The 25,483-nt window shown below is 46.9% G+C and carries 25 protein-coding genes and 1 other annotated feature; all 25 genes read right to left on the reverse strand.

The window, feature by feature from the left end; genetic code table 11:
- Positions 1 to 48: 48 nt before the first annotated feature.
- The 25 genes from Q7C19_RS07005 to rpmF all read right to left on the reverse strand — a co-directional run bounded on the left by Q7C19_RS07005 (position 49) and on the right by rpmF (position 25,443).
- A complete protein-coding gene (locus Q7C19_RS07005; protein WP_290785182.1) occupies positions 49 to 1,371 on the reverse strand; it encodes a uracil-xanthine permease family protein in 1,323 nt (440 codons plus the stop codon).
- A 51-nt stretch (positions 1,372 to 1,422) separates the two neighbouring features.
- Positions 1,423 to 1,953 (reverse strand): bifunctional pyr operon transcriptional regulator/uracil phosphoribosyltransferase PyrR, encoded by a 531-nt coding sequence (gene pyrR / locus Q7C19_RS07010; protein ID WP_375092150.1) that lies wholly within the window; start codon positions 1,951 to 1,953, stop codon positions 1,423 to 1,425.
- Positions 1,954 to 2,201: 248 nt separating this feature from the next.
- On the reverse strand, positions 2,202 to 3,125 hold the full coding sequence (locus Q7C19_RS07015; protein ID WP_053453841.1) for an RluA family pseudouridine synthase: 924 nt from the start codon (positions 3,123 to 3,125) through the stop codon (positions 2,202 to 2,204).
- Positions 3,122 to 3,598 carry a signal peptidase II gene (lspA, locus tag Q7C19_RS07020; RefSeq protein ID WP_056062334.1) on the reverse strand — a complete coding sequence of 159 codons (477 nt, stop codon included), beginning with the start codon at positions 3,596 to 3,598 and terminating at the stop codon, positions 3,122 to 3,124. The genes Q7C19_RS07015 and lspA overlap by 4 nt, the downstream gene beginning before the upstream one ends.
- 72 nt (positions 3,599 to 3,670) lie before the next feature.
- Positions 3,671 to 6,406, reverse strand: coding sequence for an isoleucine--tRNA ligase (ileS, locus tag Q7C19_RS07025; protein WP_035406825.1), 2,736 nt, complete (start codon positions 6,404 to 6,406; stop codon positions 3,671 to 3,673).
- Between the two features lie 57 nt (positions 6,407 to 6,463).
- Positions 6,464 to 6,704, reverse strand: a binding site (T-box leader).
- On the reverse strand, positions 6,705 to 7,226 hold the full coding sequence (locus Q7C19_RS07030) for a DivIVA domain-containing protein (protein WP_023468794.1): 522 nt from the start codon (positions 7,224 to 7,226) through the stop codon (positions 6,705 to 6,707).
- Between the two features lie 24 nt (positions 7,227 to 7,250).
- Entirely contained in the window at positions 7,251 to 8,021 is a 771-nt protein-coding gene (locus Q7C19_RS07035; protein WP_035406822.1) for a YlmH family RNA-binding protein, read from the reverse strand.
- Positions 8,018 to 8,293 (reverse strand): YggT family protein, encoded by a 276-nt coding sequence (locus Q7C19_RS07040; protein ID WP_035406819.1) that lies wholly within the window; start codon positions 8,291 to 8,293, stop codon positions 8,018 to 8,020. Before Q7C19_RS07040 ends, Q7C19_RS07035 begins: the two co-directional genes overlap by 4 nt.
- Positions 8,294 to 8,295: 2 nt before the next feature.
- Positions 8,296 to 8,775 (reverse strand): cell division protein SepF, encoded by a 480-nt coding sequence (locus tag Q7C19_RS07045; RefSeq protein WP_230088523.1) that lies wholly within the window; start codon positions 8,773 to 8,775, stop codon positions 8,296 to 8,298.
- A gap of 40 nt (positions 8,776 to 8,815) precedes the next feature.
- On the reverse strand, positions 8,816 to 9,487 hold the full coding sequence (locus Q7C19_RS07050) for a YggS family pyridoxal phosphate-dependent enzyme (RefSeq protein WP_375091906.1): 672 nt from the start codon (positions 9,485 to 9,487) through the stop codon (positions 8,816 to 8,818).
- Complete coding sequence (pgeF, locus tag Q7C19_RS07055; protein ID WP_375091907.1) at positions 9,474 to 10,250, reverse strand: peptidoglycan editing factor PgeF; 777 nt, start codon at positions 10,248 to 10,250, stop codon at positions 9,474 to 9,476. The genes Q7C19_RS07050 and pgeF overlap by 14 nt, the downstream gene beginning before the upstream one ends.
- Before the next feature lie 84 nt (positions 10,251 to 10,334).
- Entirely contained in the window at positions 10,335 to 11,489 is a 1,155-nt protein-coding gene (gene ftsZ, locus Q7C19_RS07060) for a cell division protein FtsZ (protein WP_029342137.1), read from the reverse strand.
- Between the two features lie 48 nt (positions 11,490 to 11,537).
- On the reverse strand, positions 11,538 to 12,842 hold the full coding sequence (gene ftsA, locus Q7C19_RS07065; RefSeq protein WP_035406809.1) for a cell division protein FtsA: 1,305 nt from the start codon (positions 12,840 to 12,842) through the stop codon (positions 11,538 to 11,540).
- Between the two features lie 229 nt (positions 12,843 to 13,071).
- Positions 13,072 to 13,851, reverse strand: a complete 780-nt coding sequence (locus Q7C19_RS07070) for a cell division protein FtsQ/DivIB (RefSeq protein ID WP_035406806.1) — start codon at positions 13,849 to 13,851, stop codon at positions 13,072 to 13,074.
- A 60-nt stretch (positions 13,852 to 13,911) separates the two neighbouring features.
- Positions 13,912 to 15,006 (reverse strand): undecaprenyldiphospho-muramoylpentapeptide beta-N-acetylglucosaminyltransferase, encoded by a 1,095-nt coding sequence (gene murG / locus Q7C19_RS07075; protein ID WP_035406803.1) that lies wholly within the window; start codon positions 15,004 to 15,006, stop codon positions 13,912 to 13,914.
- Positions 15,003 to 16,349 (reverse strand): UDP-N-acetylmuramoyl-L-alanine--D-glutamate ligase, encoded by a 1,347-nt coding sequence (murD, locus tag Q7C19_RS07080; protein WP_290751545.1) that lies wholly within the window; start codon positions 16,347 to 16,349, stop codon positions 15,003 to 15,005. The genes murG and murD overlap by 4 nt, the downstream gene beginning before the upstream one ends.
- Before the next feature lie 33 nt (positions 16,350 to 16,382).
- Positions 16,383 to 17,345: a phospho-N-acetylmuramoyl-pentapeptide-transferase gene (gene mraY / locus Q7C19_RS07085; protein WP_035406797.1), complete on the reverse strand. Its 963-nt coding sequence runs from the start codon at positions 17,343 to 17,345 to the stop codon at positions 16,383 to 16,385.
- 22 nt (positions 17,346 to 17,367) lie between these two features.
- Positions 17,368 to 18,687: a UDP-N-acetylmuramoyl-tripeptide--D-alanyl-D-alanine ligase gene (locus tag Q7C19_RS07090; RefSeq protein ID WP_069201481.1), complete on the reverse strand. Its 1,320-nt coding sequence runs from the start codon at positions 18,685 to 18,687 to the stop codon at positions 17,368 to 17,370.
- A 108-nt stretch (positions 18,688 to 18,795) separates the two neighbouring features.
- Positions 18,796 to 20,808, reverse strand: a complete 2,013-nt coding sequence (locus Q7C19_RS07095; RefSeq protein ID WP_231496838.1) for a penicillin-binding protein — start codon at positions 20,806 to 20,808, stop codon at positions 18,796 to 18,798.
- A gap of 122 nt (positions 20,809 to 20,930) precedes the next feature.
- Positions 20,931 to 21,317, reverse strand: coding sequence for a cell division protein FtsL (gene ftsL / locus Q7C19_RS07100; RefSeq protein WP_023468808.1), 387 nt, complete (start codon positions 21,315 to 21,317; stop codon positions 20,931 to 20,933).
- Positions 21,318 to 21,330: 13 nt separating this feature from the next.
- Entirely contained in the window at positions 21,331 to 22,269 is a 939-nt protein-coding gene (rsmH, locus tag Q7C19_RS07105) for a 16S rRNA (cytosine(1402)-N(4))-methyltransferase RsmH (protein ID WP_056062348.1), read from the reverse strand.
- A gap of 161 nt (positions 22,270 to 22,430) precedes the next feature.
- Complete coding sequence (gene bshC / locus Q7C19_RS07110) at positions 22,431 to 23,993, reverse strand: bacillithiol biosynthesis cysteine-adding enzyme BshC (RefSeq protein WP_375091908.1); 1,563 nt, start codon at positions 23,991 to 23,993, stop codon at positions 22,431 to 22,433.
- Positions 23,994 to 24,022: 29 nt separating this feature from the next.
- The gene (locus tag Q7C19_RS07115) at positions 24,023 to 24,379 is read right to left on the reverse strand and encodes a DUF3397 family protein (protein WP_035406782.1); all 357 of its coding nucleotides are present in this window, start codon (positions 24,377 to 24,379) and stop codon (positions 24,023 to 24,025) included.
- Complete coding sequence (locus tag Q7C19_RS07120) at positions 24,376 to 25,185, reverse strand: ketopantoate reductase family protein (RefSeq protein ID WP_035409503.1); 810 nt, start codon at positions 25,183 to 25,185, stop codon at positions 24,376 to 24,378. Before Q7C19_RS07120 ends, Q7C19_RS07115 begins: the two co-directional genes overlap by 4 nt.
- A gap of 84 nt (positions 25,186 to 25,269) precedes the next feature.
- A complete protein-coding gene (gene rpmF / locus Q7C19_RS07125) occupies positions 25,270 to 25,443 on the reverse strand; it encodes a 50S ribosomal protein L32 (RefSeq protein WP_012370841.1) in 174 nt (57 codons plus the stop codon).
- Positions 25,444 to 25,483: the final 40 nt, after the last annotated feature.

Raw genomic sequence — 25,483 nt, forward strand, 5'->3', positions numbered from 1 at the left:
TCCCTGCATCTTTTCATGGCCTTCACTTTATCGTTCTCTCGGAACGTCTTAAAAGTTGTTCGCTACAGATTGAGTTGTAGAGTTTTCCGTTGTTTCAACTGTTTCTTCGACCTGTTCCGTCGTTTTCGGAAGGATCAGATTCAGGATGATCCCAAGAATCGTCGCCAATGCCATACCTTCGAGGGAGAAGTTCCCGATTTTCAAGGCGGCCCCTCCGATTCCCGTGACAAGAATGACAGCTGTGATCGTCAAGTTCCGTTTATCAGCAAGGTCGATCTTACTTTCCGTCAGTGTCCGGAGACCGTTTGACGCGATGACTCCGAATAAGAGAATACTGATGCCACCCATGACTGGTGTAGGAATCGTCTTGATGAATCCTTCGACATATCCGAGGAATCCGAAGCTGATAGCAAGAACCGCTGCCCCACCTAGAACGAAGACACTGTAGACCCGTGTGATTGACATGACGCCGTTGTTCTCACCGTACGTCGTAACCGGTGGTCCACCAAGCATCGAAGCGACTGTCTTCGCGATTCCGTCGCCAAGTACTGTCCGGTGCATCCCTGGATCAAGGAGCGTCTCGCGCCCGATGATCCGTGATGTCACTTTTTGTTCGCCGATGTGCTCCGTCAGTGTGACGAGCGTCACGGGAACAATCAGAAGCAAGGCAGCTGTATTCCATGATGGTGTGTAATTCAAGAACGGAATCGTGAAGTCCGGCACGTGGAAGAACGTTGCCTGTTGAAGTGGTTTGAAGTCAATGATTCCGACCGATGCCGCAACGAGATAACCGACCGTTATTCCGAACAGGATCGGAATCGTGCTCCACATTCCTTTTAAATACGTCATTGCGAGAAGTGTGACACCGAGCGTGACCATCGCGACGAGGAAGTAAAGTCCGTTGTACTTACCGTCCGCTCCGTTCATCGCCATGTTGACAGCGGTCGGAGCAAGCGATAACCCGATAACCATGATGACCGGACCGATGACAACAGGCGGGAGCAAGCGAAGCAACCAAGCAGCCCCCGTGTAACGGATGAGAAGTGAGACAAGTCCGTAGACGAGTCCAGCGACCATTCCGCCGATTAAGGCGTCCTCGACACCCCACCGTTCACTGACGGCGATGATCGGGGCGATGTAGGCAAAACTAGAACCAAGATATGTGGGTACTTTGAAGCGAGTGACGGCGAGGAAAATCAGTGTGCCGACTCCGCTTGCGACGAGTGCAACCGATGTGTTGAGTCCCGTTAAGAGTGGGACGAGCACGGTCGCACCAAACATCGCGAAGACGTGTTGTAGGCTGAGCATCAGCCAATTTAGAGGGTGAGTAGGTACTTCTTGTACATCAAGTACTGCGGCATGTTTTGCCATATGGATGACTCCCTTTCTGGTCTCTCTGGACCACCTTAAAGGTTTTGATTTTTAGCGTTTAATGAATACTTGATCGGCTTCGTCGACTTCAGCGAGCGCGACGACGACTTGCTCGTCACGTGACGTCGGAACGTTCTTGCCGATGAAATCTGGACGGATCGGTAACTCTCGATGCCCACGATCGACGAGGACAGCGAGTTGAATCATACTCGGTCTTCCGTGGTAGACGAGTGCGTCCATCGCGGCACGGACGGTGCGTCCTGTGTAGAGGACATCGTCAACGAGGACGACGATTTTTCCGGTAATGTCTTCCGGTAGATCAGATCCTTTTATTTCTGGCTCTAAACTTCGCTTTGACAAGTCATCTCGGTACATTGAGATGTCGACGACACCGAGTAAGACCGGCTTTCCTTCGATCTGTTCGATCCGCTTCGCAAGGCGGCGCGCGAGTGTCTCACCACGCGTCTTGATTCCGACGATCATTAAATCAGCAATGCCTTTGTTACGTTCGATGATTTCATGGGCGATCCGTGTCAGTGCGCGTCCAATCGCGGCTTCATCTAAGATGACGGCTGGTTTCATAGTTTCTCCTTTCATACAAAAGACCTTCTGCGGAAATCCGCAGAAGGTCTTCGAAGACAGAATCATGGCATACGTCTTGTATGCATGCCTACGCACGTTTGTGGTAGGTTCTCCCTTTCGCAGCCTCTCCGGACTCGATTAAAGGTGATACTAGTTTAGTAGGATCGTCGCTCGGACGACCGAAGTGTCAGTAGAGGATGTCTCGCATCGCTCTCTAGGTGATACTCTACCGTTTTATTAGAAAAACGTCAAGACTCTAATTCAAGTTTTTTCAGTTGACCAATCTCGAATGTCATCTCTTCTGGGAGTGGTGCTTCAAAACGCATCCATTCGCCTGTCCGTGGATGTTCGAAGCCGAGAACCGCAGCATGCAAGGCTTGACCATTCATTTTCATCGTCTTACGTGGACCATATTTCGGGTCACCGGCAAGCGGGAAACCGATATAACGCATGTGGACACGGATTTGGTGTGTCCGCCCTGTTTCGAGTTTACATTCAACGACTGTAAACCCTTCGTACCGATCGAGAACACGGAAATGGGTTACGGCAGATTTTGAATTCTTATCCGTTACCGTCATCCGTTGACGATCGTTCTTATCGCGTCCGATCGGTGCTTCAATCGTTCCGAGCTCGTGCGGAATCTCACCGTGTACGAGCGCAATGTAGAGACGTTCCGTCGTTTTTTCTTTCAACTGATGCGCGAGTGATTCATGCGCTAAGTCGTTCTTAGCAACCATCAACAGACCAGACGTGTCCTTATCGATTCTGTGAACGATTCCTGGACGTTTGACACCATTAATGCCCGAGAGATCTTGACAATGATGTAATAAGGCATTGACGAGGGTCCCTGAGACATGACCTGCCGCTGGGTGGACGACCATTCCTTTTGGTTTGTTGACGACAATGACATCTGAGTCCTCGTAGACGACCTCAAGCGGGATATCTTCTGGTAAAATCTCAAGTTCTACCGCTTCCGGGATATGAACGGCAATCGATTCTGTTCCCGATAATTTATAGTTTGGTTTAACGACACGACCATCGACTTCGACGCGTCCCGCTTTTAACCATTCCTGTACTTGCGAACGCGACCATTCATTTTGTTCTGCGAGCCACTTATCAATGCGCCCTGTCGCTCCATCCGCTTGTACGGACCATGTTTCTACTTCATTCATTTATCCATCGTTCCTTTCTTAGTCAACCGTTCTTCGAACATGACGCTAATCAGCATCGTGATGACACCAAACGTCAAACAGACGTCTGCGACATTAAAGATCGGGAAATTATAGCCGAACGGGAAGAAGTGGAAGAAATCAACGACTTCTCCTCGAACCATTCGATCAATGAAATTTCCGATCGCACCACTAAGTAGTAGCGAGATACTCCAAGCAAATACCTTATTTTTCGTGCCTTCCTTGTAGAGGAAGTAAATCAATCCAATGACGACGATAATCGTGACGAAGAAGAAGAAACCGAATTTACCTTCGAGCATTCCCCATGCGGCGCCACGGTTCCGATACGAGTTGAGATAAAAGAAATCCGGAATGACTGTGATCGCTTGACCGATCGTCATATTTTGAACGACGATCCATTTCGTCAACTGGTCGATTCCAACGAGTAAAGCAGCAATCCCTAAGTAAAGCCACATCCTATTGTCCTCCGCATCCAAAAATAATGAGGGACATCCTGCGAAGTCGCAGTCGCCCCTCCCTTTGTATCATTATAAAGAATTGACGACTTCAGTACAACGTGGGCAAAGCGTCGGATGAGCCGGATCTTGTCCGAGTTCTGTCGAATATGTCCAACAACGTTCACATTTTTCACCGTCAGCTTTTTGAACTGTAATACCAGTCGTCTCATACATCTTATCCGTTGTATCCACGAATTCGAGTTGTGAGACTTGGAGCAACTGCTCAAGATGATCAATCGTTTTAAGCAATGCTTTTGTTTCTTCCTTCGGTGCAAGCAAGAGTTTTGCTTCGAGTGTCTTACCGACGAGTTTCTCGACGCGTGCTTCCTCGAGTGCTTTTAAGACATCATCACGGAATGTCAGGAACGCGTTCCATTTCTCGATGAGAGCAAGTCCTTCTTCTGAGACTTCGACCGTTTCTGGAAGGTCCGTCAAGAAGATACTCTTCGTCTCAACAGCTGGTACGAATTCCCATGCTTCGTCTGCCGTGTGTGGCAAGACAGGTGCCATCAATTGCAACAAGGCGACGACTGTATCATACATGACCGTCTGAACCGCACGACGCGATGTCGCGTCTGCTTTTTCGATATACAGGATATCTTTCGTGTAATCGAGGTAGAACGACGACAAATCAAGGACACAGAAGTTGTGGAGCAATTGATAGACCGACATGAAGTCGTACGCATCATAAGCCGCTTTTACTTTTCCAACAAGTTGGTCCAGTTTCGTACGCATGAAACGGTCTGACTCTGGTAAGTCTTCAAATGCGACTCGGTGCGTCGCAGGATCGAATTGATCCAAGTTTCCGAGAAGGAAACGAACCGTGTTCCGGATTTTACGATATGATTCTGAGACTTGTTTGAAGTTATCCATCGATGCCCGAACATCAGCTTGATAATCGACAGATGCCACCCACAAACGAAGGATCTCTGCTCCGAATTGTTGCATGACTTGGATTGGTGCAATCGTGTTACCAATCGATTTCGACATCTTGCGACCTTGACCATCCAGAACGAATCCGTGACTGACGACCGCTTTGTATGGTGCTTTCCCAGTCGTTGCGACGGCTGTCGATAGCGACGAGTTAAACCAACCGCGGTATTGGTCAGAACCTTCAAGATAGAGATCCGCTGGACGCGTCAATTCAGGACGTGTCGCAAGGACACCGGCATGTGATGAACCAGAATCGAACCAGACATCCATGATGTCCGTTTCTTTTTTGAAGATACCGTTCGGACTTGCTGGATGTGTGAATCCTTCAGGAAGCAAGTCGACTGCTTCGCGCTCATACCAGACATTTGATCCGTGAGTTGCAAATAGATTCGCGATATGATCAATCGTTTCTGGTGTGACGATTTCCGTTCCATCTTCAGCATAGAAGATTGGAAGTGGAACGCCCCAAGCACGTTGACGGGAGATGACCCAGTCGCCGCGGTCTTTGAACATGTTGTGGAGACGTGTTTCACCCCACTCTGGTACCCACTGGACGCCTTTGATCTCATCAAGGATTTCTGCACGGAAGTCTTTGATTGAAGCGAACCACTGTGGCGTTGCCCGGAAGATGACCGGTTTTTTCGTCCGCCAGTCGTGTGGATACGAGTGTTTGATGAATGACAGTTTTAAGAGAGCGCCTGCTTCTTCGAGTGCGAGACCGATTTCTTTGTTCGCATCTTCATAGAACATGCCTTCGAATCCAGGAGCTTCTGCCGTCATGACACCTTTATCGTCAACTGGGCAGAGAACGTCAAGCCCGTATGCTTGACCAATACGGAAGTCATCTTCCCCGTGTCCTGGAGCTGTATGAACGACACCCGTCGCTTCAGCTGTAACGTGGTCGCCAAGCATGACGAGTGATTCACGGTCATAAAGCGGATGTTTCGCTTTCACGTACTCGAAGTCCGCACCGTTGAAGACACGTCCAATTGTCGCATCTTCCCATCCGAGCGCTTCGATGACTTCTGGAACAAGTGTTTCCGCTACGATATATCCTTTTCCTTGATACTCGATCCGCGCATACGTCAATTCCGCACTGACAGAGATTCCAAGGTTCGCTGGGATCGTCCATGGAGTGGTCGTCCAGATGACGAAATGATCCGTCGGCTCAAGGATGTTTTTTCCATCCATGACTTGGAATGCGACATAGATCGCAGCTGACCGTTTGTCTTGATATTCGATTTCTGCTTCAGCTAGTGCTGATTCAGAAGACGGTGACCAATAGACCGGCTTTTTCCCTTTATAGATATAGCCTTTGTTCGCCATGTCCCCGAACAAACGAATTTGAGCTGCTTCAAATTCTGGTTGAAGCGTGATATATGGATTGTCATAGTCACCGAGAACACCGAGACGTTTGAATTGATCACGTTGGTGATCGACTTGTTCGAGCGCATATTTCGCACATAACTCACGGAATTCCGCGACCGTCATCGATTTGCGGTCAACACCTGCTTTTTGAAGTGCTGTCTCGATAGGCAAGCCATGTGTGTCCCAACCTGGTACGTAAGGGGACTGGAAGCCATTCATCGATTTGTAACGGACGATGATGTCTTTTAAGACTTTGTTTAATCCGTGACCCATGTGGATGTCACCGTTCGCATAAGGAGGACCATCGTGAAGAATGAACGTCGGTTTTCCAGCATTCTTTTCTTGGACCGCAGCATAGAGATTCATCTCTTCCCATCGTGCTTGCATATCCGGCTCACGTTTTGGCAAGTTGCCTCGCATTAAAAACTCCGTTTTCATCATCAATAAGGTTTCTTTGTAATCCATCTGACCATCTCTCACCTTTCGCTTTAAAAGTACAAAAAAAGCCAAGCTCATCCCTGAGATAGGGACGAGCTTGGCTGAACTCGCGGTACCACCCTACTAATCCTGCTCGTCTGTTCGACGACGCAGGACCGCTTAAGAACTCGCTAACGGGAGTGAACCGGCATGACTTACTGTTCGGAGAACGTTCAGTCATACACTCTAAGGGGATATCCCATCTCTTTCGTTGCTCGGGCTTCCACCATTTCCCGATTCGCTGTCAACTGTCCAAGATGCGACGTGTCCTTATCATTGATTTTATTTATACGACATCGTCGTCATTATACGCAACTGCTGGAACATCGTCAAGCGCTCCACGAGAAGAGAAATCAAATGCATCCCAGTCGTGGCTCGTCAATAATTCCATTTGAGCATCGATCAACACTTTGAAGCGATTGCGATAGAGCTCGATTTTCTTACGCATCTGTTCCACTTCGAAGTCCGTCCGTTGTGCCCGGCGTTGTGCCGCATCTTGCAATTGCTCTGCTTCGCGTTCTGCCTGTTTCAAGATCAAGCTTGCTTCTTTTGAAGCATTCGCTTTCACTTCTTCTGCCGCTTCCTGTGCGACAATAATCGATTTATTCAATGTTTCTTCCATCGAACTAAAGTAATCGACACGCGCTTGCATGTTTTGGATGACTTCCTGTTGTTGACGGTTCTCACGTAACAACAACTCAAAATCCTTGATGACCTGATCTAGGAATTCGTTCACTTCATCCTCGTCATAGCCGCGAAACTTTCGTGTGAACTCCTTATTATGAATATCGAGTGGCGTTAATGGCATGATGAATTCCTCCTCCGCATTTTTTTATCCTTTTAAAATACCGTATTGTAGTTTGATTCGATCCCGTTTCGTTGATCCGAGAATCGCAATCAGTTTAACGCGTCCCGTTCCACGTAAGGAAAGCAGATCCCCTTCTTCAAGCATGAAACTCACGTCATCGACTACCTTATAATTCACTTTACTTTCACCCTGTTTAATGAGCGTCTGTGCCTTTTGACGGGAGAAGCCGAGAATTTCACTGACGACCGTATCGAACCGAAGTGAGCTGACGAACCCGAGCGTCTCTTCCCACTCTTGTTCCTTCACTTTCAAGCGATCTTCTGCGTCTACGCGCGAAAGACGAATCTTCGTCTTACCTGCGCGTTCGACGTTTGCTTCGATATATGTCGCAACTTCGTCCGCGACAGCAAATTGCACTTGATCCTGGATGATGACGTCGCCGAACTTGGCACGCTTCAATCCGACGTTCAATAATGTACCGGTGACTTGACGATGAGATAGTTCAACGAATTTAGTAGGATAATGAATGCGATAAATGGAAATGTCAAAGTCATCCGCGTTGTATTCATAATAGTCTGGTGCGAGGATTGCTCGTTTACGTTCGGCGCCTTCGAAACCGCCCTCAAAAAAGAGGGCGCATTTCGAACCGACGAGTTCTTGTGTGATTTGCTGTTCACGAGGGTCTAGAAAATCCGTTAATTTAAACGTATACGTCGCTTCCACGTGATCAATCCAGTTCAAGACCGAATCGACGAATTCCCGCTCGCTTCCACGATAATGATCATATACACTCATACGAAGAAGATAGCTCGGATACCGGATTGTGCCAAGTTCAAGACGAGAAAGGCAACAATCGGCGAGATATCTAGCATGCCTCCGATAGGCGGGATAATACGACGGAAGGGTGCTAGGAATGGCTCGACCAACATCGCGAGCACTTGTCCGAATTTCGAATCACGGGCATTCGGGAACCAAGATAGCAGAATGTACACAATCATGACATAACTATAATATTGTAATAACGTACTTAATGTACGACCAATCGCGTACATCACTTGTGAATCCATACTTACCACCCCTTATGATTAATATCATCTTCTCCTAGAAGATTCGAGATGCTACCAGCCAACTCGACATTGTTTGGAACACAGAGGAGGGTATTCTGACTGATCGTCGTGATCGTTCCATCGAGAGCGAAAACGACACCAGATAAGAAGTTGATCATCTGTCGTGATTGATCTTTTGACATACGTTGCATATTGACGATGACAGCACGGTTCTGACGAAGATGTTCCCCAATCTCTTGGGCTTCGTTAAAGACACGTGGTTCACTCAAGATGACCTGCGATTTCGTTTTTTTCGTCGCATGTAGCGGCACGATATTCGATTGTCTCACGCTGTCCTCCTTTTGAGTAACACTTGGGGTAGATTCCTCGTAATACTCTTCGTACTCTTGTTGTGAAGCACCTCTACCTTTATTTATTGTAGCATCATTTTCATATTCGAGTTCATCTAAATCATCGCTGTTGCCGAGAAATAGATTTTGCATTTTTGATTTGAAACCCATATCCATTCTCCCTTCTTCTCGTTTAGGTGTGAACGAGCGTCGTCCCGATTCGGACGAACGTCGCCCCTTCTTCGATGGCAATCTCAAAATCCGATGACATCCCCATGGATAACTCTGTACATGGAGCATACGACAATTTTTTTGCCTTGACCTCTTCTTGCAATGTTTTTAATGACCGGAATACCTCACGTATACGCGTCGTGTCTTCCGTCAACGGTGCCATCGTCATCAGTCCGATGACACGAATCGCGGGATACTGACCGATTTCGTGTAAGAACGACGGTACATCCTCCGGTGCAATACCTTGCTTCGATTCTTCTCCCGAGATATTGACTTGAATGAAACAATCAATGATTCGGTCCGTTCGTTTATTGATCTCTTCTGCCAAATGAAGACGATCGAGCGAATGCAGTACATCAATGGCATCGATGATTTGACGAACTTTACGCGTTTGTAACGTGCCGATGAAGTGCCATGTACAGGCTGTACGTCCAAGTTCTGCTTGTTTTTCGAGCAGTCCATCCGGACGATTTTCTCCAAGATGCGTTACACCGGCTTCTAATAATTCAGAAGCAACTTGACTTGAGACTGATTTCGTCACGCCAATCAACTGTACCTGCTTTTTGGATGAACTCTTTTCACTCGCTTGTTTTATCCGTCGTGTAACCTCTTGTACATTTTCAAGAATTGACATCCAATGACTCCTTTACGATCAAACTCGCGAACCGACCGCCGTGGTCGCCGTGGCGGTAAGAGAAGTAATCTTCCGCCTGACAATGTGTACATAGACCTGAGTCAAGGACATCACCCACTCCACAACGCTCAGCAAGCGCAGCATTTGTTTTTTGTAGCGATAACATCGCTTTTCCATCTTCCTTGCGTATGTAAGGAGACTCATCGAGTTCAAGTGCGTCGATCGCATCGATGACGGGTTGATCGACTTCGTAACAACAATCACGAATCGATGGACCAATGACCATCTGAATCGATGAGCGACTCGCACCTGCACGCTCCATTTGTTTGACTGTCTCTTCAACGATATTGCCAACAGTCCCCCGCCATCCAGCGTGCGTATTCGCGATGATTCCTGTCGTCGGATCACAGAAGACAAGCGGAACACAATCAGCGAAGAGCATCATCAGTAAGACATTCGAATCGGTCGTCACCAATCCATCTGTACCCGGAATCGCTGTTTCGTAATCCAGAGCGCCGCGTCCGGAGTCAAGTGTCGTCACCTGTTCAACGTGATTCCCATGGATTTGCTGCGCCCAAATTGAGTTCTCAAGAGATAGATCAAGCTGTCGAGCAATGACTTGTCGGTTCTGGATGACGCCGTCACGATCATCGTTGACATGTAATCCTAAGTTACCGTTTCCATGTGGTGCTGCAAACTTCGTCGTAAAGGCGGCACGTACGGTACCTGTTGATGTATCCCATTTGATCCATTGTCCAAACATGTTGATGCCTCCTTCGATTTTAAAAAAAGAGGCGCCGCTTTCGCGACACCTCTTGGTTTAGCAGTCGTGTCACTGGAACATCGATCAACGATTATTCCGGCGAAGGAAAGATGGGATGTCCATCGTTTCTTCGACATCTGGCGCTTTAGCTGGTTCAGGATTTGAGCTGACAGGCGTCTCTTCGACTTGTGGTTTAGACTCCTCTGTTGGTGGTGGAGTCGCTTGTTTTTTCTTCAATAGGTTTTTCATCATCTCTTGTGCGGATGGAATTTCGAAGTCGAGTGGTTCGTTTTCGAATTCTGTCGCGATGACTGTGACGATGATTTCATCTTCTAGGTTATCATTGATGACCGAACCGAAGATCAAGTTAACTTCCTCATCTGCTGCACTTTGAACGATCTGTGCGGCTTCCGTTACTTCATACAAGCTGAGGTTCGCACTACCCGTGATGTTCATTAGAACACCTTTCGCGCCTTCGATTGATGTTTCAAGCAATGGACTTGAAATCGCTTTTTTAGCGGCTTCCGTCGCGCGATGTTCACCTGTTGCGACACCAACACCCATCAAAGCAGAACCTTTTTCAGTCATGATCGTCTTCACATCGGCGAAGTCGAGGTTGATTAGACCAGGAACGGCAATCAAGTCCGTGATACCCTGTACACCTTGACGTAAGACGTTATCCGCTTCTTTGAACGCTTCAAGCATCGGTGTGTTCCGATCGACGATTTCAAGCAACTTATCATTCGGGATGACGATCAACGTATCGACTTTTTCTTTGAAGTTCTGGACACCAGAAACAGCATGTTGCATCCGTTTACGTCCTTCGAACATGAATGGCTTTGTCACGACACCGACTGTCAATGCGCCGATTTCTTTTGAAATCTCAGCGATGACTGGAGCAGCTCCTGTTCCAGTTCCGCCACCCATACCGGCTGTGACGAAGACCATGTCAGCTCCTGAAAGGATTTCTGTTAATTGTTCACGGCTCTCTTCAGCCGCTTTTTTACCGATTTCCGGATTTGCACCCGCACCGAGACCACGTGTCAATTTTGCGCCGAGTTGTAATTTCACGTCAGCTTGTGACATGTTCAATGCCTGAGCGTCTGTGTTTACAGCGATGAACTCTACGCCTTGGACACCGTGTTCAATCATTCGGTTGACGGCGTTCGAACCGCCACCGCCTACACCGATGACCTTGATTTTTGCTACTTGGTCCATCATTTCATCAAAATGCAACATAAAAAGGGCCCCCTAATATTTTTTACTCATTGGATTTTTTTGTAGGCATTAACCAAAGAATTTCTCAAAGAAACTACTGAATGACTTTTTCTCTTTTGGAGGCTGTTCACGCGTTGGTCGTTCTTCACGAGCAGGTGATGCCTGTTCGTTCATGAGCAGTGCATCCTGCTCACGTCCGGATGCTACGACTTCTTTCTCTTCTGCCCGGTCGAAACCTGATTTCGATACGGCGCTTCTTGAGAGTACATAACGTAACATACCAGCTGCAACGGCATACTTCGGATGACGAATACCAAGACTAGCAGGCTGATAAACATTGACGCTCTGCTTGAAAATCCGTTTTCCGAGCTGATCGATGCCAGGTAGTGAAGAACTTCCACCACATAAGATCAAGCCGCTATTCATGTGAGCGTATCCCGCTTGCGTCATTCGTTTTTGAATCATCTCGAAGATTTCCTCAAGTCGCGCTTCTAAAACGAATCCGATCTCTGATTGTGGTTCGAAACGATGTTCCCCGTTGATCGTGACGTATGAGACTTTCTCCTCCGGATCACCGAGTGCTTCGAGTGCAACGCCGTATTCTTCTTTAGCGAGTTTCGCATCTTGGTATTTGCAGTTCATCTTGTACGTCAAATCACGTGTCAGATGATCTCCACCGTAAGGCAACGTCGTCGAGTAGACGAGATCGTTCTTTTCATAGATGGAAAGCGTCGTCGTCTCATGTCCGATATCGATGATCCCAACACCGAGTTCTAGTTCATCAATCGATGCTGCGATTCTAGATACCGCTAAACTCTCCAGCACATATCCAGCAAGCTCTAAACCAGCCCGTTCAATGGAACGTTTAATGCTATGTAGGATCGTCTTCGCTCCGATGATGAGCTTCCCTGTTACTTCGAGACGATAACCAATCATTCCTCTTGGATCAGTGATTTCTGTTTGCTGATCAACCGTAAACGTCTTCGGCAAGACATCAACTACACTGAGTTCATTTGGAATTCGCATGACCATCGCAGAATGCAAGACATCTTTCACATCATCATCCGTGATTTCATTGTCCTCACCTTTGATTGACGTCATCCCCTGGCAATCCTTGACTTGAATGTGCTCGCCCGAAATAGCGACATATACTTCACCAATTGGTTCACCAAGTGTACGTTCCACTTCTGTGACCGCTTGTTTAATGGCATGTACCGTTTGATCGATGTCAACGATGACACCTCGTTTAACACCCGCGGATGGTGCAGAACCTTCAGCAAGAACGTTCAGCGTTCCACCAAGTAGTTCACCGACGATGAGCTTCACCTCCGATGTCCCAATGTCGAGTGCGGCAATCGTACCTTTCGTTTCCATGGGAGTGACACCTCCACTTTCATAATACTAATCCTTTTTATTCCTAATTATATTCTAGGAATAGATCAGGCTTCTTCTCGTTTAAGTCTACACTATATAAATACTTACGAAAAGAAGTTATTGCCCGTCTTAGCGTCCTAATAGATTACGATTTGATGACGATTCAAATAAAGGTCGACGAATGAAAACACATGTTTGTTTTTTTGTTCGTCAGCCCTTTACGAATCTTCTATTTTTTCCCTTTATATGGTTTGAAATAGATACCACCATCAATTGTAATTGTTCCTGTCTTTCCTTTTGGTAAGGCAGAAATGACCTTTACATATTCATTCAATGAATTAGAAAAGGCAGAAGTACTGAGCAAAACCGTATTCCCATCCGTCATGAACAACTTCAGACCACCTTTGTCAGTCTTATCATTAGCGACAATCTCGGATATCCGGCTCCGTACTTTCGGCTCGATTTTAACAAGCTCCTTCGTCAATCGATTTAGAGATTGATCGGTGAAGCCAGTCAGGATCGGAGCGTCAAACAATTCTTCCTTCGACTTACCGGGAATGATCGTTCCATCCGCAAGGACGATCCGGTCTCCCGGTTTATCTTTCGCATAGGCAATCTCTTTCTCTTCCGTCACCGTCACGCGATATTGGTGCAAAAATTGCTTTTGCATCGTTGCTTCTTGAATACCTGGGACCTTCTCAATCCGTTCAAGAACGTCTTCCTCTGACACATTAAAGGCATGTGTCTCTTTCACCTTGATCCCGGATGCTTGCAAAATATCCTCTGATTTCACATTGACGTTACCATCAACATCAAATCGAGCGACCCGGGAATAGCTTGACTGCAGATAAAAGACGACACCGACCAATAGACCAATCAAAATCAGGACATAAATGAGTCTTCGGTTAGCTTTTTTGCGACGTTGTTCACGGATATAAGGTATCTTATCCTCGAGACTGCGGACGTTCTTGTCCTCTTGCGGTCGTTCGACCGCTCTCCGTTCCCTCACGTCTCATTCCTCCTCTATACGTAACAGTTCATTTCCCTATCGGTCTTTTCCTGCAATAGTTTAGTTTTTTTGTCCTGTTAGTCGTAACAATTCATCAACTAAGTCTCGTGATGCATTCGGCATACCGAGCGCAAGTGCTGCTTCAGACATCTTTTGTTGTTGCGCCAATGCTTTTTCACATGCATCAAATAACCGTTCACCTGTCAGTTCTTGTTCACGAATCAATAGACTCGCACCTGTCTCGACGAGCGATGAGGCATTGACTTCTTGATGGTTTTCCGTCACGTAAGGACTTGGAATGAGGACACTCGGTAACCCAAGCGTCGTCAGTTCTGCTAATGTACTTGCTCCCGAACGCGAAATGACAAGTTGACTTGCTTTTAGGATGTTCGGTAAATCATATACAAATGGACGCAGTTGAATGCGTTCAGGTACTGAGCCAACGCGTGAAACAATCGTATCGTAATGAATCTGACCCGTAACGAAGAGGAGCGACCATCCGGCTTGTTCAACTTTCGGCATCATGTCGACGACTGCTTCATTGATGGCAGGCGCACCACGACTACCACCATAGATGACGACGAGTGGACGCCCTTCCTCGAAACCGAAACGTTGACGCTCTTCCGTTGGGTTGATTTGTAACTCCGCTACTTCAGAAGCGCGTGGGTTTCCGATCAGAACCGTCTTTGTTTCGTTTTTACCGAAGTGATGACCGGATCCTTTGAAGGATAATGCGACACGGTCCACATAACGCGCTAAAAATTTATTGGTGATACCGGGAAGACTGTTTTGTTCATGAACGAGTGTCTTAAAACCCATTTTTGCTGCCGTGTACAGAACAGGTCCACAGACGAACCCACCTGTACCGACGACAATATCCGGTTGGAACTGGCGCAGTAGTCGGCGAACCCGTCGGACACTCTTGACGAACCGGATACCCGTCTTGACGTTCTCGAACGACAGCGAACGACGGATGCCAGAGATCTCAATCGATTCAAATGGAATTCCTGCCCGACGGACGATATCCGCTTCGAGACCGTTTTCTGTTCCGATATAGAGGACCTCACACGGCATGCGTTCTTCGAGCTCTCGGATCATGGCAAGTGCCGGATAGATGTGACCACCTGTACCGCCACCAGAGACGACGATTTTCATACTGTTGTTCCCCCTACTTCATGTACGGCACGAACGAAGTGATCGCCGCGCTCTTCATATGTCTTATACTGATCCCAACTTGCGGATGCTGGTGATAAAAGAATGATGTCTCCAGGTTGTGATACTTCAAACGCTACTTTCACGGCTTCATCCATCGTCTTGACGACCGTTGATGAATAGCCGTTTTCAGATGCAAGCGTTCCGAAGCGATGTCCGGTTTCTCCCAGTCCGATGACATGTTTGACGTGCTTCATCGCATCGAGTAGCGGTGTCAAATCCGCTCCACGCTCGAGCCCACCACATAACCAGATGATGTTTGTCGTGAATCCAGATAGGGCTGCTTCTGTCGCGACGTTATTCGTCGCTTTCGAATCGTTATAAACTTTTCGACCAGCAATTTCACCGACGAACTGTGTCCGGTGCTCTACTCCTCCGAATGTCCGTAGCACATGCTGGACATTCGCTAATGGTAAGTCGAATGGTTCGACGAGCGCTAAGGCCGCGAGGACGTTCTCAACATTGTGACCACCACCGAGAGCAAGTTCTTTGACGGGTAGAATACTCGATCCATTGATCGTCAGCACATCATTCACTATTTCTGCATAAGCAGATTGACGACGTGAGAATAGGAGCGGCGTCACATTTGCTGTCTTACCGAGCTCGTTGACCGATGCATCATCAGCGTTCAAGATAAGCCGATCCGAAGATGTCATGTTTTTGAAAATCCGAGCTTTTGCTTCTCCGTATGATTCAAAATCACCATGATAATCGAGATGTGCCGGTGATAGATTTAAAAAGGCTGCTGTGTATGGTCGGAACTGATCGATCCCCATCAATTGAAAACTCGATAATTCAATGACGATGATGTCATCTCGTTTCGCCTGACGTGCGATTTCAATTGCCGGGAATCCAATGTTTCCTGCCAAATGCACACGTCGAGACCCTGTTTTCAACAATTCATGAACGAGTGTCGTCGTCGTCGTTTTCCCGTTTGATCCTGTGATAGCAATCCACGTCGCATCTGTTGCGTGATACGCCAGTTCCACCTCTGTCCAAACGGGAATGTTGCGTCGTAATGCTTCTTGTAACAATTCGATCTGATACGGAATCCCTGGATTCTTGACGATCAAATCGATGTCATCGAGTAGTGTAAGCGGATGCCCACCATAAACCGTTTGGACATCGAGTGATGCAAGCACTGCTTGATCACTCTCGGACGGTGTTTTCCCGTCATTCACTGTCACTTCTGCACCTACGCTCGCTAAATAACGAGCGGCTGCGATTCCACTTTTCGCCGTTCCGAGAACGAGCACCTTTTGATCATTCCATTGTCGTTGTTCCATTGTTGAATCGCTCACTTTCTCTCTTCGTTTTTATCACATAAATACGTAGGCGATGAATGCCATCAAACAGCTGATTCCTGCGAATGTACCGACAATCCGCCATTCGCTCCAACCAACCATTTCAAAATGGTGATGAATCGGACTCATTTTAAAGATACGTTTCCCTGTCGTCTTAAATGAGATGACTTGTAGAATGACAGATAGTGTCTCTACAACGAAGACAATGCCGATCAAGACAAGGAGAAGTTCTAGTTTTAGGACAATCGATAGACCTGCTAGTGCGGCACCGAGTGCAAGGGACCCTGTATCGCCCATGAAGATTTTTGCTGGATGAGCATTGAATAAAAGGAATCCAATTAGGGCACCAACTGCTGAGAAGGCAAAACAAGCAGCACCCACTTCATCCGCGATGAACCAACTGTACAAACCGAAGAAGAGGAATGTCGGAATCGCCGTAAATGATACGAGACCGTCTAACCCGTCTGTCAAGTTGACAGCATTCGAGAATCCGACTAACCAGAACAAGGCAACGAACGGATAGATGATACCAAAATCAAGTTTGAAGTCTGTGAATGGAATCGACAGATACGTCGCGTCACTCGTAAATCCACCACTCAACCAAACGAATAACAATCCGACGACGATTTGCCCAATCAGTTTTTGCTTCGAATTCAAGCCGAGATTACGCTTCTTGACGACTTTGATGTAGTCATCGATGAAACCAATCGCACCATATGCAAGTGTTAAAAAGAGTAACGATAACTGTGTCGTTGATAAATCACCCATGACGATTGCTCCAAGAACACTGACGATCATCGCGACGAGAATGACGATCCCGCCCATCGTTGGCGTTCCCGATTTGACCTGATGCCATTGAGGTCCTTCTTCCCGAATTTCCTGACCGAACTTCAATCGGTGTAGAAACGGAATTGCCTTTGGCATAACAAGTAGTACAACAAGAAATGCAAGAATAAGACTGATGAATAATGTGATCATAGCAGACACCCTTTTTCAAAAATTAGTTTTCGTTCAGATAGGTCAATATCCGTTCGAGCGCCATCCCACGTGACGCTTTCAATAAAACGATTGTTCGTTCTCCAAGCAGCGAACGCAATTGTTCAGCAGCATCCTCAACAGTTGCCGCAAATTGGATTTGGACGGATGGGTCGCTGATTCCTTCAGCAATCCACGCGCCTTTCTCCCCTACTAGAATAGCATGCGAGACCGGTAACGTAATCCGCTTTCCGACCGAGGCATGTAACAAGCGTTCCTGGTCTCCTAGTTCATACATATCGCCGAGCACGAGAACACGCGTCGTATACCCTTCTAATGCAGTGATTGTCTCAATCGCTGCATTCATCGATGTCGGACTTGCGTTATACGCATCGTTGATGACCGCCGTCTCCTCAAAGAGCAGTCGTTCCATCCGCATTGGTGTCAGTTCAACCGCGTCGAATCCTTCTTGGATCCGGGCATCCGTCACGCCAAGCGCGCGCGCTGTCGCAATCGCGTACGCTGCATTTCGGACTTGGTGTTTTCCTAACACAGGCAGATGAAAGGCAGTACCATCGTAAGCAAAGGCTGTTCCGAAAAATGTTGCTTCTGTCGTCTCGATCCGGTACGTATTCCCAATCTGATAACCGATTTTCTCCGCTTCGACTTCTGCTAGAAGTGGTTCATCCCCATCAACGAACAGATGACCTCCTGGTTTAAGACCAGACCGAATCTCAAGCTTTGCTTTGGCGATTCCACTACGTCCACCGACTTGCTCCGCATGGGATTCACCGATGTTCGTGACGAGCGCAATATCTGGTTCAGCAAGATTCGATAAGAATTCGATATCGCCAAAACCGTTCATCCCCATTTCCAGTACGGCGACTTCCGTGTCAGCCGGCATCATGAGAATCGTTAACGGCATCCCGATATCCGAATTGAAGTTCCCTTGTGTCTTATGTGTCTTGAACGTTGTCTTGAGTACACTTTCGACCATGTCTTTCGTCGATGTCTTGCCATTCGATCCAGTGATGGCAACGATTTTTGGCGCAATCCGCATTAAGTATTGTTTAGCGATCTCTTGCAAGGCAACCAGTGGTTCATCGACTTCTAAGAAAACGACATCGATGTCCGGTCGATCAATCCCTTTCTTCCATAAGGTGACGATCGCTCCTTGATTTTTTGCGCCTTCCAGGAAGCGATGACCATCGACGCGTGCTCCTTGAATTGGAACATAGAGACCATCTTCAAGATGTGCGCGTGAATCCGTTGCGAAGTGGCGGACAACCCGGTCGTCTCTGACATCAAGATGCAGCCACTCAGCAATTTGCGTAATTGTTAACATGATATATACCTCCATTCGATGACAGCAAAAGAGGACGAATGCAAAAGTCAACGAATGACTCCTGTTCGTCCTCGTCTTCCTGTAGAAATCAGGAAACTTGCCCCACCGTTATTCTTTAGGTTCAGCTAGTTCGACCGTCAACTTTCCATTTTCCTTCACTAGTGTACCAGTTCGAGCTGATTGTTTGGTTACAAAACCTTTACCGATGACATCGAGCTTCAAGTCATATAAGCTGACGAGCTTTTTGACGTCTCGCTGCGACCACCCCGTCAGATTCGGCATTTTGAATGTGTTCGCTGTCTTCAGCAAGACACGTTCTCCACTGACGAATTCTTGACCACGAGACGGAATCTGCGAAACGACCTCCGCTCCATCCCCAAGGATGATTGGAACAGCTTCTTGTTCTTTCGCCAAATCCGTTGCTTGTCGAGCGCTCTTCTTGATATAGCTCGGTGTAATCTTCGCTTTGACATCCACCGAATCTTTTTGCGTTTCCGGTTGAATGCTCCGGTACTGTAATGCTGTATTCATGACACTTTTGAACACCGGACTCATGATGAGTGGTCCTGAAACCGATGATTCATTTTTTGACGGACGATCGACCGCGATGTACATGATCAATTCCGGATCATCTTTTGGTGCCATGCCAATGAACGAGTGAATGAATTTTCCTTGAATGTATTTTCCGTTCTCAGAAATTTGAGCTGTACCGGTCTTACCGATGACACGGTAGTCTTTCAACTTGTACATTTGACCTGTTCCGATTTTACTGTTGACGACACCGTCCAGTGCATCCCGCGTCGCTTTGGCCGCCTCTGCCGAAATTGGCTTACCGACGACTTCTGTTTTCGCTCGGTACGGTGCTTTATCCGTATGATCAGCTTTTTGGATGATATGCGGTTTGACCATTTCACCGTCACCAGCAATTGCTGTTGCCCCTTGGAGTAATTGCATTGGTGTGACTGCAGTCGATTGTCCCCATGAAGTGATGAGCGCATTCAGCGGTTTTGACAAATCAGACTGACTGTTTACTTCTCCCGAGATGTCTATACCCGTTCGTTGGTCAAAATGAAACTTCTTAAAGTATTCTTTATACCGTTCGATCCCAAGTTTTTCTGCTGTCAACTTCGAGAACATGACGTTCGAGGAGTGATAGACGCCCTCGATCATCGGAATTGTGCCCCAACCAACATCATTGTAATCCTTGATGACCGTTCCTTTGTAATTATAGCTACCCGATTTATACTTCTCGTTCGGACGGAAGACTCCCGCATCAATCGCTGCTGCGAGCGTAAAAATCTTCATCGTTGAACCCGGTTCGAATCGTGAGGATACGGCGAAGTTCGTAAAATCTTTCATGTCACGTAAATTCGGGTTGAACGATGGCCGATCCGCCATGGCAAGGATTTCACCAGTCTTCGCATCCATGACGATACCCGTTGCGTTTTTCGGCTTATACGTGTTGTACATTTTTTGCATCTGTTTCTCAAGCGACTGTTGAATGCGATGATCGATTGTCAAGTACAGATTCGATCCGTCCTTTGGTTCATTCGAGACACGTGAAGAACCTTGGATCAACGGATTACCACTCCGGTCTTTCTCGAAGACGCGTGCACCGTAAGACTCACTCAAGGCATTATCATACTGTTTTTCGATCCCCATTTGTCCCTGTAACGCGACACGACCATTCTCCTCGGTGATCTTTTGGACGAATCCGAGTGTATCGGACAAGAAGATACCGTTCGGATAGTATCGTTTTGGCTCTTCGATCATCCGGATTCCAGGGAGTTTTAACTTGTCGATCTTCTCTTTTTGATCGAGTGTTAAGTCATTTCCCTTTTTTCCGAATTCGATTTGCGAACGTTCTTTGTTCTCAATCAAATAGGTTTCCAGTTCTTTCGTCGTCATTCCAAGTATCGGTGCAAGACCTTCAGCCGTCTTTTTGAAGTCGACGATCGTCTCATCCGGATCCTTGACGCCACCTAGTCGGTAAATACCAATCAGGTGATACGACGGAACATTAATGGCGATTGGAGAACCGAGACGGTCAAAAATTTCACCGCGTTCTGCTCCAAGCGTCTCCTGGGACTCCCATCGCTTTTTCTCAGCATAGGCAATCATATCTTCCCCATGGAATTGTTTAGTTGTCGCTAAGTATAAAAATCTGCCAATAAACACAAAAAAGAGAGTAGCAAATATCACCATGATAAAGGCTACTCTCCAACGGGATTTTTTCAGTGGATTCATTTAGGAATCACCTTGATGTTCCCTTTACGCATATCAAGACCCTGTTCTTTTGCAATCTTATAAATCCGTTCCGGAGAGCTTAAGTTCGTGACCTCTAGTTGTAAACGTTCATTTTCTTTTTTGAGTGACTGTGTGACTTGGTTTTCTTTCGCTAAGTCACGACTGACATTGTACGCCTCGTTGTGCGTACTGATCGTCAAACTCCCAAATAACACAAGACCACCAATCATCGCACTGTATAAGAATTTTTCAAAGGGATACAAGCGATACTTCGGACGGACGGCGACGCGACGTGCGATATCTTCCGTCTTCCGTGGTTCCTGAACAGGTTGTTGACGAACGGGTTGAACCGTTTGGACCGATTTACGAAGTGGTTCTGCCATTGGAATGCTCCTCTCAAGATTCTTTCATTTTTTCAGCGATTCGTAATTTTGCCGATCGAGCGCGACGATTATCATCCAGCTCTTCGACACCAGCTGTAATCGGCTTGCGTGTGACGAGTCGGAGTTCGGGCTCCATCTCGACCGGTATCATCGGCAATCCCGGTGGAAGCTCGGGTAGTGATGATTTTTCTTTGATCGCCTGTTTACACATGCGATCTTCAAGTGAATGGAACGTAATGACACATAAACGTCCACCAACCCGTAATACATCAATTGCTTGGTGTACCGCACGGTCAAAGACGTTCAATTCGTCATTGACGGCAATTCGGATCGCTTGGAACGTCCGTTTCGCAGGGTGACCACCTTTACGTCGTGCTGGTGCTGGAATCGCATCCTTGATCAATTCGACGAGTTCGAACGTCGTCTCAATCGGTTGCTCTTCCCGCGCTTTTTCGATTTTGCGTGCAATTTGTTTTGAGAACTTCTCTTCCCCGTATGTAAAGAAGATACGTACGAGATCATTGTAAGACCATTCATTGACGACTTCGTAGGCAGAAAGTGGAGAAGATTGATCCATGCGCATGTCGAGACGTGCATCGTGATTGTAACTAAATCCCCGTTCCCCTTCGTCTAATTGTGGTGAAGAGACACCAAGATCGAATAAGATGCCGTCTACTTTCTCGACGCCATGTGCTGCTAATTGCTCTTTTAGATAAGCAAAATTACTCTTTATTAAAGTAAAGCGACCTTCATACGCCGCGAGACGTTCTGCTGCATGAGCAAGGGCGACATCATCTTGATCAAATGCGTATAGATGACCTGTCGTCAGTTGTTTGACGATCTCTTCGCTATGTCCTGCTCCACCTAATGTACAATCGACGTAAATACCGTCGGGTTTAATCGCGAGTCCTTCGATTGACTCCCATTTCAATACCGTTTCATGCTCAAACATGTCCTGCCTCACCTTTCACTGTCCTTGAAGGACGTTACTCTTTTTCAATGTATCACATTCTCTCATGAAAACGTTACGAAAATGAGACAGTTTCCTTGATTTATTTAACTTTTGTGTAATTTTCGCTAAAAAATCAAAAAAACCTGCTTGTTTCAGCAGGTTTAAAGGAAAATTTTCAGTTGTTCAGCCGCATTTGCCTCATAAGCGTTCCTTAAGTCCCGAACAAAATCAGGACCATGATGATTCAACCACGGTAAGATGGAGTGAATCCTTTCTTGTGGCGCTCCATCCGGTAGCAAATGATAGGCCGTTTCTTTATACTGTCGCGTCTGTCGATCAAATTGACGTCGATCTTCTGCTAACAAACTAGCAATCGATTGTTTGAGTTGTTTCTTGATTTTCTCACTCTTACTCGAAGTTCGCAGTAGCTGATGTTCGAGCGAAAGAAACTCGGAGACGAAGCTATCTTTCAGCATCGCTGCCGTCTGCAGGCGCTCTGTCATCTGCTCTTCCGAATAGACGGGAATCGGAACGCCTGACCGGACGATCTCTTCGAGTGATACGTCGAGTTTCATAAGCCGTTTTTCATCGCTATGACGCACGAGTAATCCGCCCATACGAGGGATTAATAACGGCATCGTCCACTTCAGATGGTGAAACAGTGGGCGTAAGCGCGTCCAGTAAGCTAATTCTCCCGGTCCACCAATGTAGGCAAGCGTCGGGAACAGATAATCCTGCATCAATGGTCGGGTCACGACACTGTTTGAGAATCGTTCCGGACTGGCGTACAGTAACGCGATTAATTCAAGTTCTGTATACTGCTTCCCTTGTTTCGTCTCAAATCCGCTTGCTGTCGGATAAAGCAACTGACGACCGTGATCATCGATGAAAAGATGCGCGGCCTCCTCGTTCAAGAATGTGTCGGGTAATTCTTTCGTCTGTGTTATTCCGTCCGTCAATGCCTGTCTGAATTCCGCATTGTCTTGAATCAATCGTTCAAAAAACGGAATCTCGAGTTCACGGACAGGGTGTGTATCAGCATCAAAGAAGACGATATCGAAATCGATCAATTCGCCGATTAATTGTGAGAAAAACATGCCATACGATGTACATTCTTCAACGAGTTGTTTCAGCCGCGCAACTAATCGTTTCGTGTGGATCGTCTCCGGCATTGCCCGGAACGTTTCTTCAATGATTTCTAGAAGTGCCGGCTGATCAAAAGACAAGCGACTGACCGAGCGGGCAATCGTTTCCGCAGGGGCGACTGCGATTTTTCGCGTTTGAAAATCTGCTGTCGGAACATAAACATGATTGATCTCATCAAAATCGTGATCTTCGGTCGCGAGCCAAAAAATCGGAACGACAGGGCGATCAAGTGTCGCTTCCGCCTGCTGCGCGACCTTAAGACAGGTCAACAGTTTATAGATGGCATATAATGGTCCGCCAAAGATGCCGGTTTGTTGCCCTGTGACCACAGCTTGTGCCTCACCTGTACGAAGTTTCGCGACACGCTCCCGCAATCGCTCCGTCATATTTGGATTTTGGCGTTCGAGTTCGTCCGTTAGCGCCGCAAGATGCGGATAGTGACGCTCTTCAAGTAAGCGGCTTCTCGACGCTAAACCACTCGTTCCGAGGTGATCGACATATGTTAAGAATTCTTCTCGTGAAGCACGATGCATCAGCGAGTTGTCATCATATAAGGCTTCAAATGGTTGTACCTTCAAACAAAATCCCTTCTTTCTTACCTAACTCGTCAGCTGATGAACAGTTGACGTATACCGAGCACGAACAACACGAAATGAACGGGTAACGCTAGCAAGATGATGATCCGCCAACTGTGCCGAATCATTTGTCTTAAATCGACATCAAGTTGCCGAATCCGTTGCCAGAGCGCGTTCAACGCAAACACTACCAACACGACGATGACGATCCATCCTAAGTAATTTGTTCCGGTCAAGGCAATCAATGCGACATGAATGGCATATAGAACAATGAATGTCCCAACGTCGAGTGCGAATCGGACTGCCTTCCCGTGTTTTCGAAACAGAAGTAAAAAGATGAGATACAACGCAAGTAGGCTGAATAAAGGAAAAATGATGAAGACCGTCACTGCGGACCCTCCCTCTGTTTGATCTGTTCATAATAAAAAGATAAACGTGGCGTCGCAGTCGTCGCCTGACGTAACGCGTATCCAAGTATCGGTTCCACTTCTGTTTGGCGTCCTTGCTCAAGATCTCGTAACATCGAAGAACGATTTTTACTCGTGTTCTCCATGATTCGCTCGATTTCGGAATAAGTAATGCTATGATTCGGAAAAATCGTCTGCATTTCGTCAAATAATTGACGTGCTTCTTGTCGATAAGGCATTTCTAACAAGGATCCATTCTCAACACCGTAATATGCCGTCACTGGATTGATGACGACGTTGATGAACAGTTTCGTCAATAAGACCGCTTCCATATCCGACTCGAATTCAAAACGGAGCTGTATTGACGACAAGTTCGAAATTTCTTGATTTCCATATCGAATACGTCCTTGTCCAGTATGCCTGACTTCAAACGGCGCAGTGCGCATGGCTCCATGTTCGACGACACCGAATAAGACTTGCGGCAATTGCTCTTTCCATTTCAAATGATCCATTCCATTTTGCAGGAACATGACGGGACACGTCAGCCGTTTGAGGAATGGAATCACACTTTTTATATCATACGACTTTGTCGCTACAAACACCAAGTCTTCTGACTCGAGTCGATCAATCTTCCGGATTCGTACAAGTCGACTTGCCTGTCCATCGCGAATGATCGAACGTTCCTCTTCTTGTTCTTGTCGAGTATAGAGCGTGACTGCATGCTCTTCCGATAAATAAGAGGCAAGCAATAAACCGATGGCTCCCGCGCCAATGATTCCAACGTTCATCTTCATCATTTCCCCTTTCATGAAAAAAGCGACCCCAAAACCGATTTCTCGATTCGAAGGTCGCTTTTATACCGATCAATCAGCTTACTTGCTGACGATTTCTTTACCTTTGTACGAGCCACATGCTTTACAAACACGGTGTGAAAGTTTCATTTCACCACAGTTTGGGCACTCGACCATACCTGGTACACGGAGTTTGAAATGAGTACGGCGAAGACGTTTGCGTGTTTTCGACGTTCTGCGGAATGGTACTGCCATCGTTGTCCACCTCCTTGAAAAAATACACTCGCCTTTACTT

Origin of the sequence: Exiguobacterium sp. PHA03 (assembly GCF_041945985.1) — a bacterium.
GTDB lineage: Bacteria > Bacillota > Bacilli > Exiguobacteriales > Exiguobacteriaceae > Exiguobacterium_A.

Bases quoted from the DNA above. Each gene is read 5' to 3' on its own strand.
- Q7C19_RS07005 (WP_290785182.1), bottom strand. From the start codon at position 1,371: ATGGCAAAACATGCCGCAGTACTTGATGTACAAGAAGTACCTACTCAC.
- pyrR (WP_375092150.1), bottom strand. From the start codon at position 1,953: ATGAAACCAGCCGTCATCTTAGATGAAGCCGCGATTGGACGCGCACTG.
- Q7C19_RS07015 (WP_053453841.1), bottom strand. From the start codon at position 3,125: ATGAATGAAGTAGAAACATGGTCCGTACAAGCGGATGGAGCGACAGGG.
- lspA (WP_056062334.1), bottom strand. From the start codon at position 3,598: ATGTGGCTTTACTTAGGGATTGCTGCTTTACTCGTTGGAATCGACCAG.
- ileS (WP_035406825.1), bottom strand. From the start codon at position 6,406: ATGGATTACAAAGAAACCTTATTGATGATGAAAACGGAGTTTTTAATG.
- Q7C19_RS07030 (WP_023468794.1), bottom strand. From the start codon at position 7,226: ATGCCATTAACGCCACTCGATATTCATAATAAGGAGTTCACACGAAAG.
- Q7C19_RS07035 (WP_035406822.1), bottom strand. From the start codon at position 8,021: ATGAGTGTATATGATCATTATCGTGGAAGCGAGCGGGAATTCGTCGAT.
- Q7C19_RS07040 (WP_035406819.1), bottom strand. From the start codon at position 8,293: ATGGATTCACAAGTGATGTACGCGATTGGTCGTACATTAAGTACGTTA.
- Q7C19_RS07045 (WP_230088523.1), bottom strand. From the start codon at position 8,775: ATGCAAAATCTATTTCTCGGCAACAGCGATGATTTAGATGAACTCGAA.
- Q7C19_RS07050 (WP_375091906.1), bottom strand. From the start codon at position 9,487: ATGTCAATTCTTGAAAATGTACAAGAGGTTACACGACGGATAAAACAA.
- pgeF (WP_375091907.1), bottom strand. From the start codon at position 10,250: ATGTTTGGACAATGGATCAAATGGGATACATCAACAGGTACCGTACGT.
- ftsZ (WP_029342137.1), bottom strand. From the start codon at position 11,489: ATGTTGCATTTTGATGAAATGATGGACCAAGTAGCAAAAATCAAGGTC.
- ftsA (WP_035406809.1), bottom strand. From the start codon at position 12,842: ATGGAAACGAAAGGTACGATTGCCGCACTCGACATTGGGACATCGGAG.
- murG (WP_035406803.1), bottom strand. From the start codon at position 15,006: ATGAAAATCGTCGTCTCTGGTGGCGGTACAGGTGGTCACATCTATCCG.
- murD (WP_290751545.1), bottom strand. From the start codon at position 16,349: ATGGAACAACGACAATGGAATGATCAAAAGGTGCTCGTTCTCGGAACG.
- mraY (WP_035406797.1), bottom strand. From the start codon at position 17,345: ATGATCACATTATTCATCAGTCTTATTCTTGCATTTCTTGTTGTACTA.
- Q7C19_RS07090 (WP_069201481.1), bottom strand. From the start codon at position 18,687: ATGTTAACAATTACGCAAATTGCTGAGTGGCTGCATCTTGATGTCAGA.
- Q7C19_RS07095 (WP_231496838.1), bottom strand. From the start codon at position 20,808: ATGATTGCCTATGCTGAGAAAAAGCGATGGGAGTCCCAGGAGACGCTT.
- ftsL (WP_023468808.1), bottom strand. From the start codon at position 21,317: ATGGCAGAACCACTTCGTAAATCGGTCCAAACGGTTCAACCCGTTCGT.
- rsmH (WP_056062348.1), bottom strand. From the start codon at position 22,269: ATGTTTGAGCATGAAACGGTATTGAAATGGGAGTCAATCGAAGGACTC.
- Q7C19_RS07120 (WP_035409503.1), bottom strand. From the start codon at position 25,185: ATGAACGTTGGAATCATTGGCGCGGGAGCCATCGGTTTATTGCTTGCC.
- rpmF (WP_012370841.1), bottom strand. From the start codon at position 25,443: ATGGCAGTACCATTCCGCAGAACGTCGAAAACACGCAAACGTCTTCGC.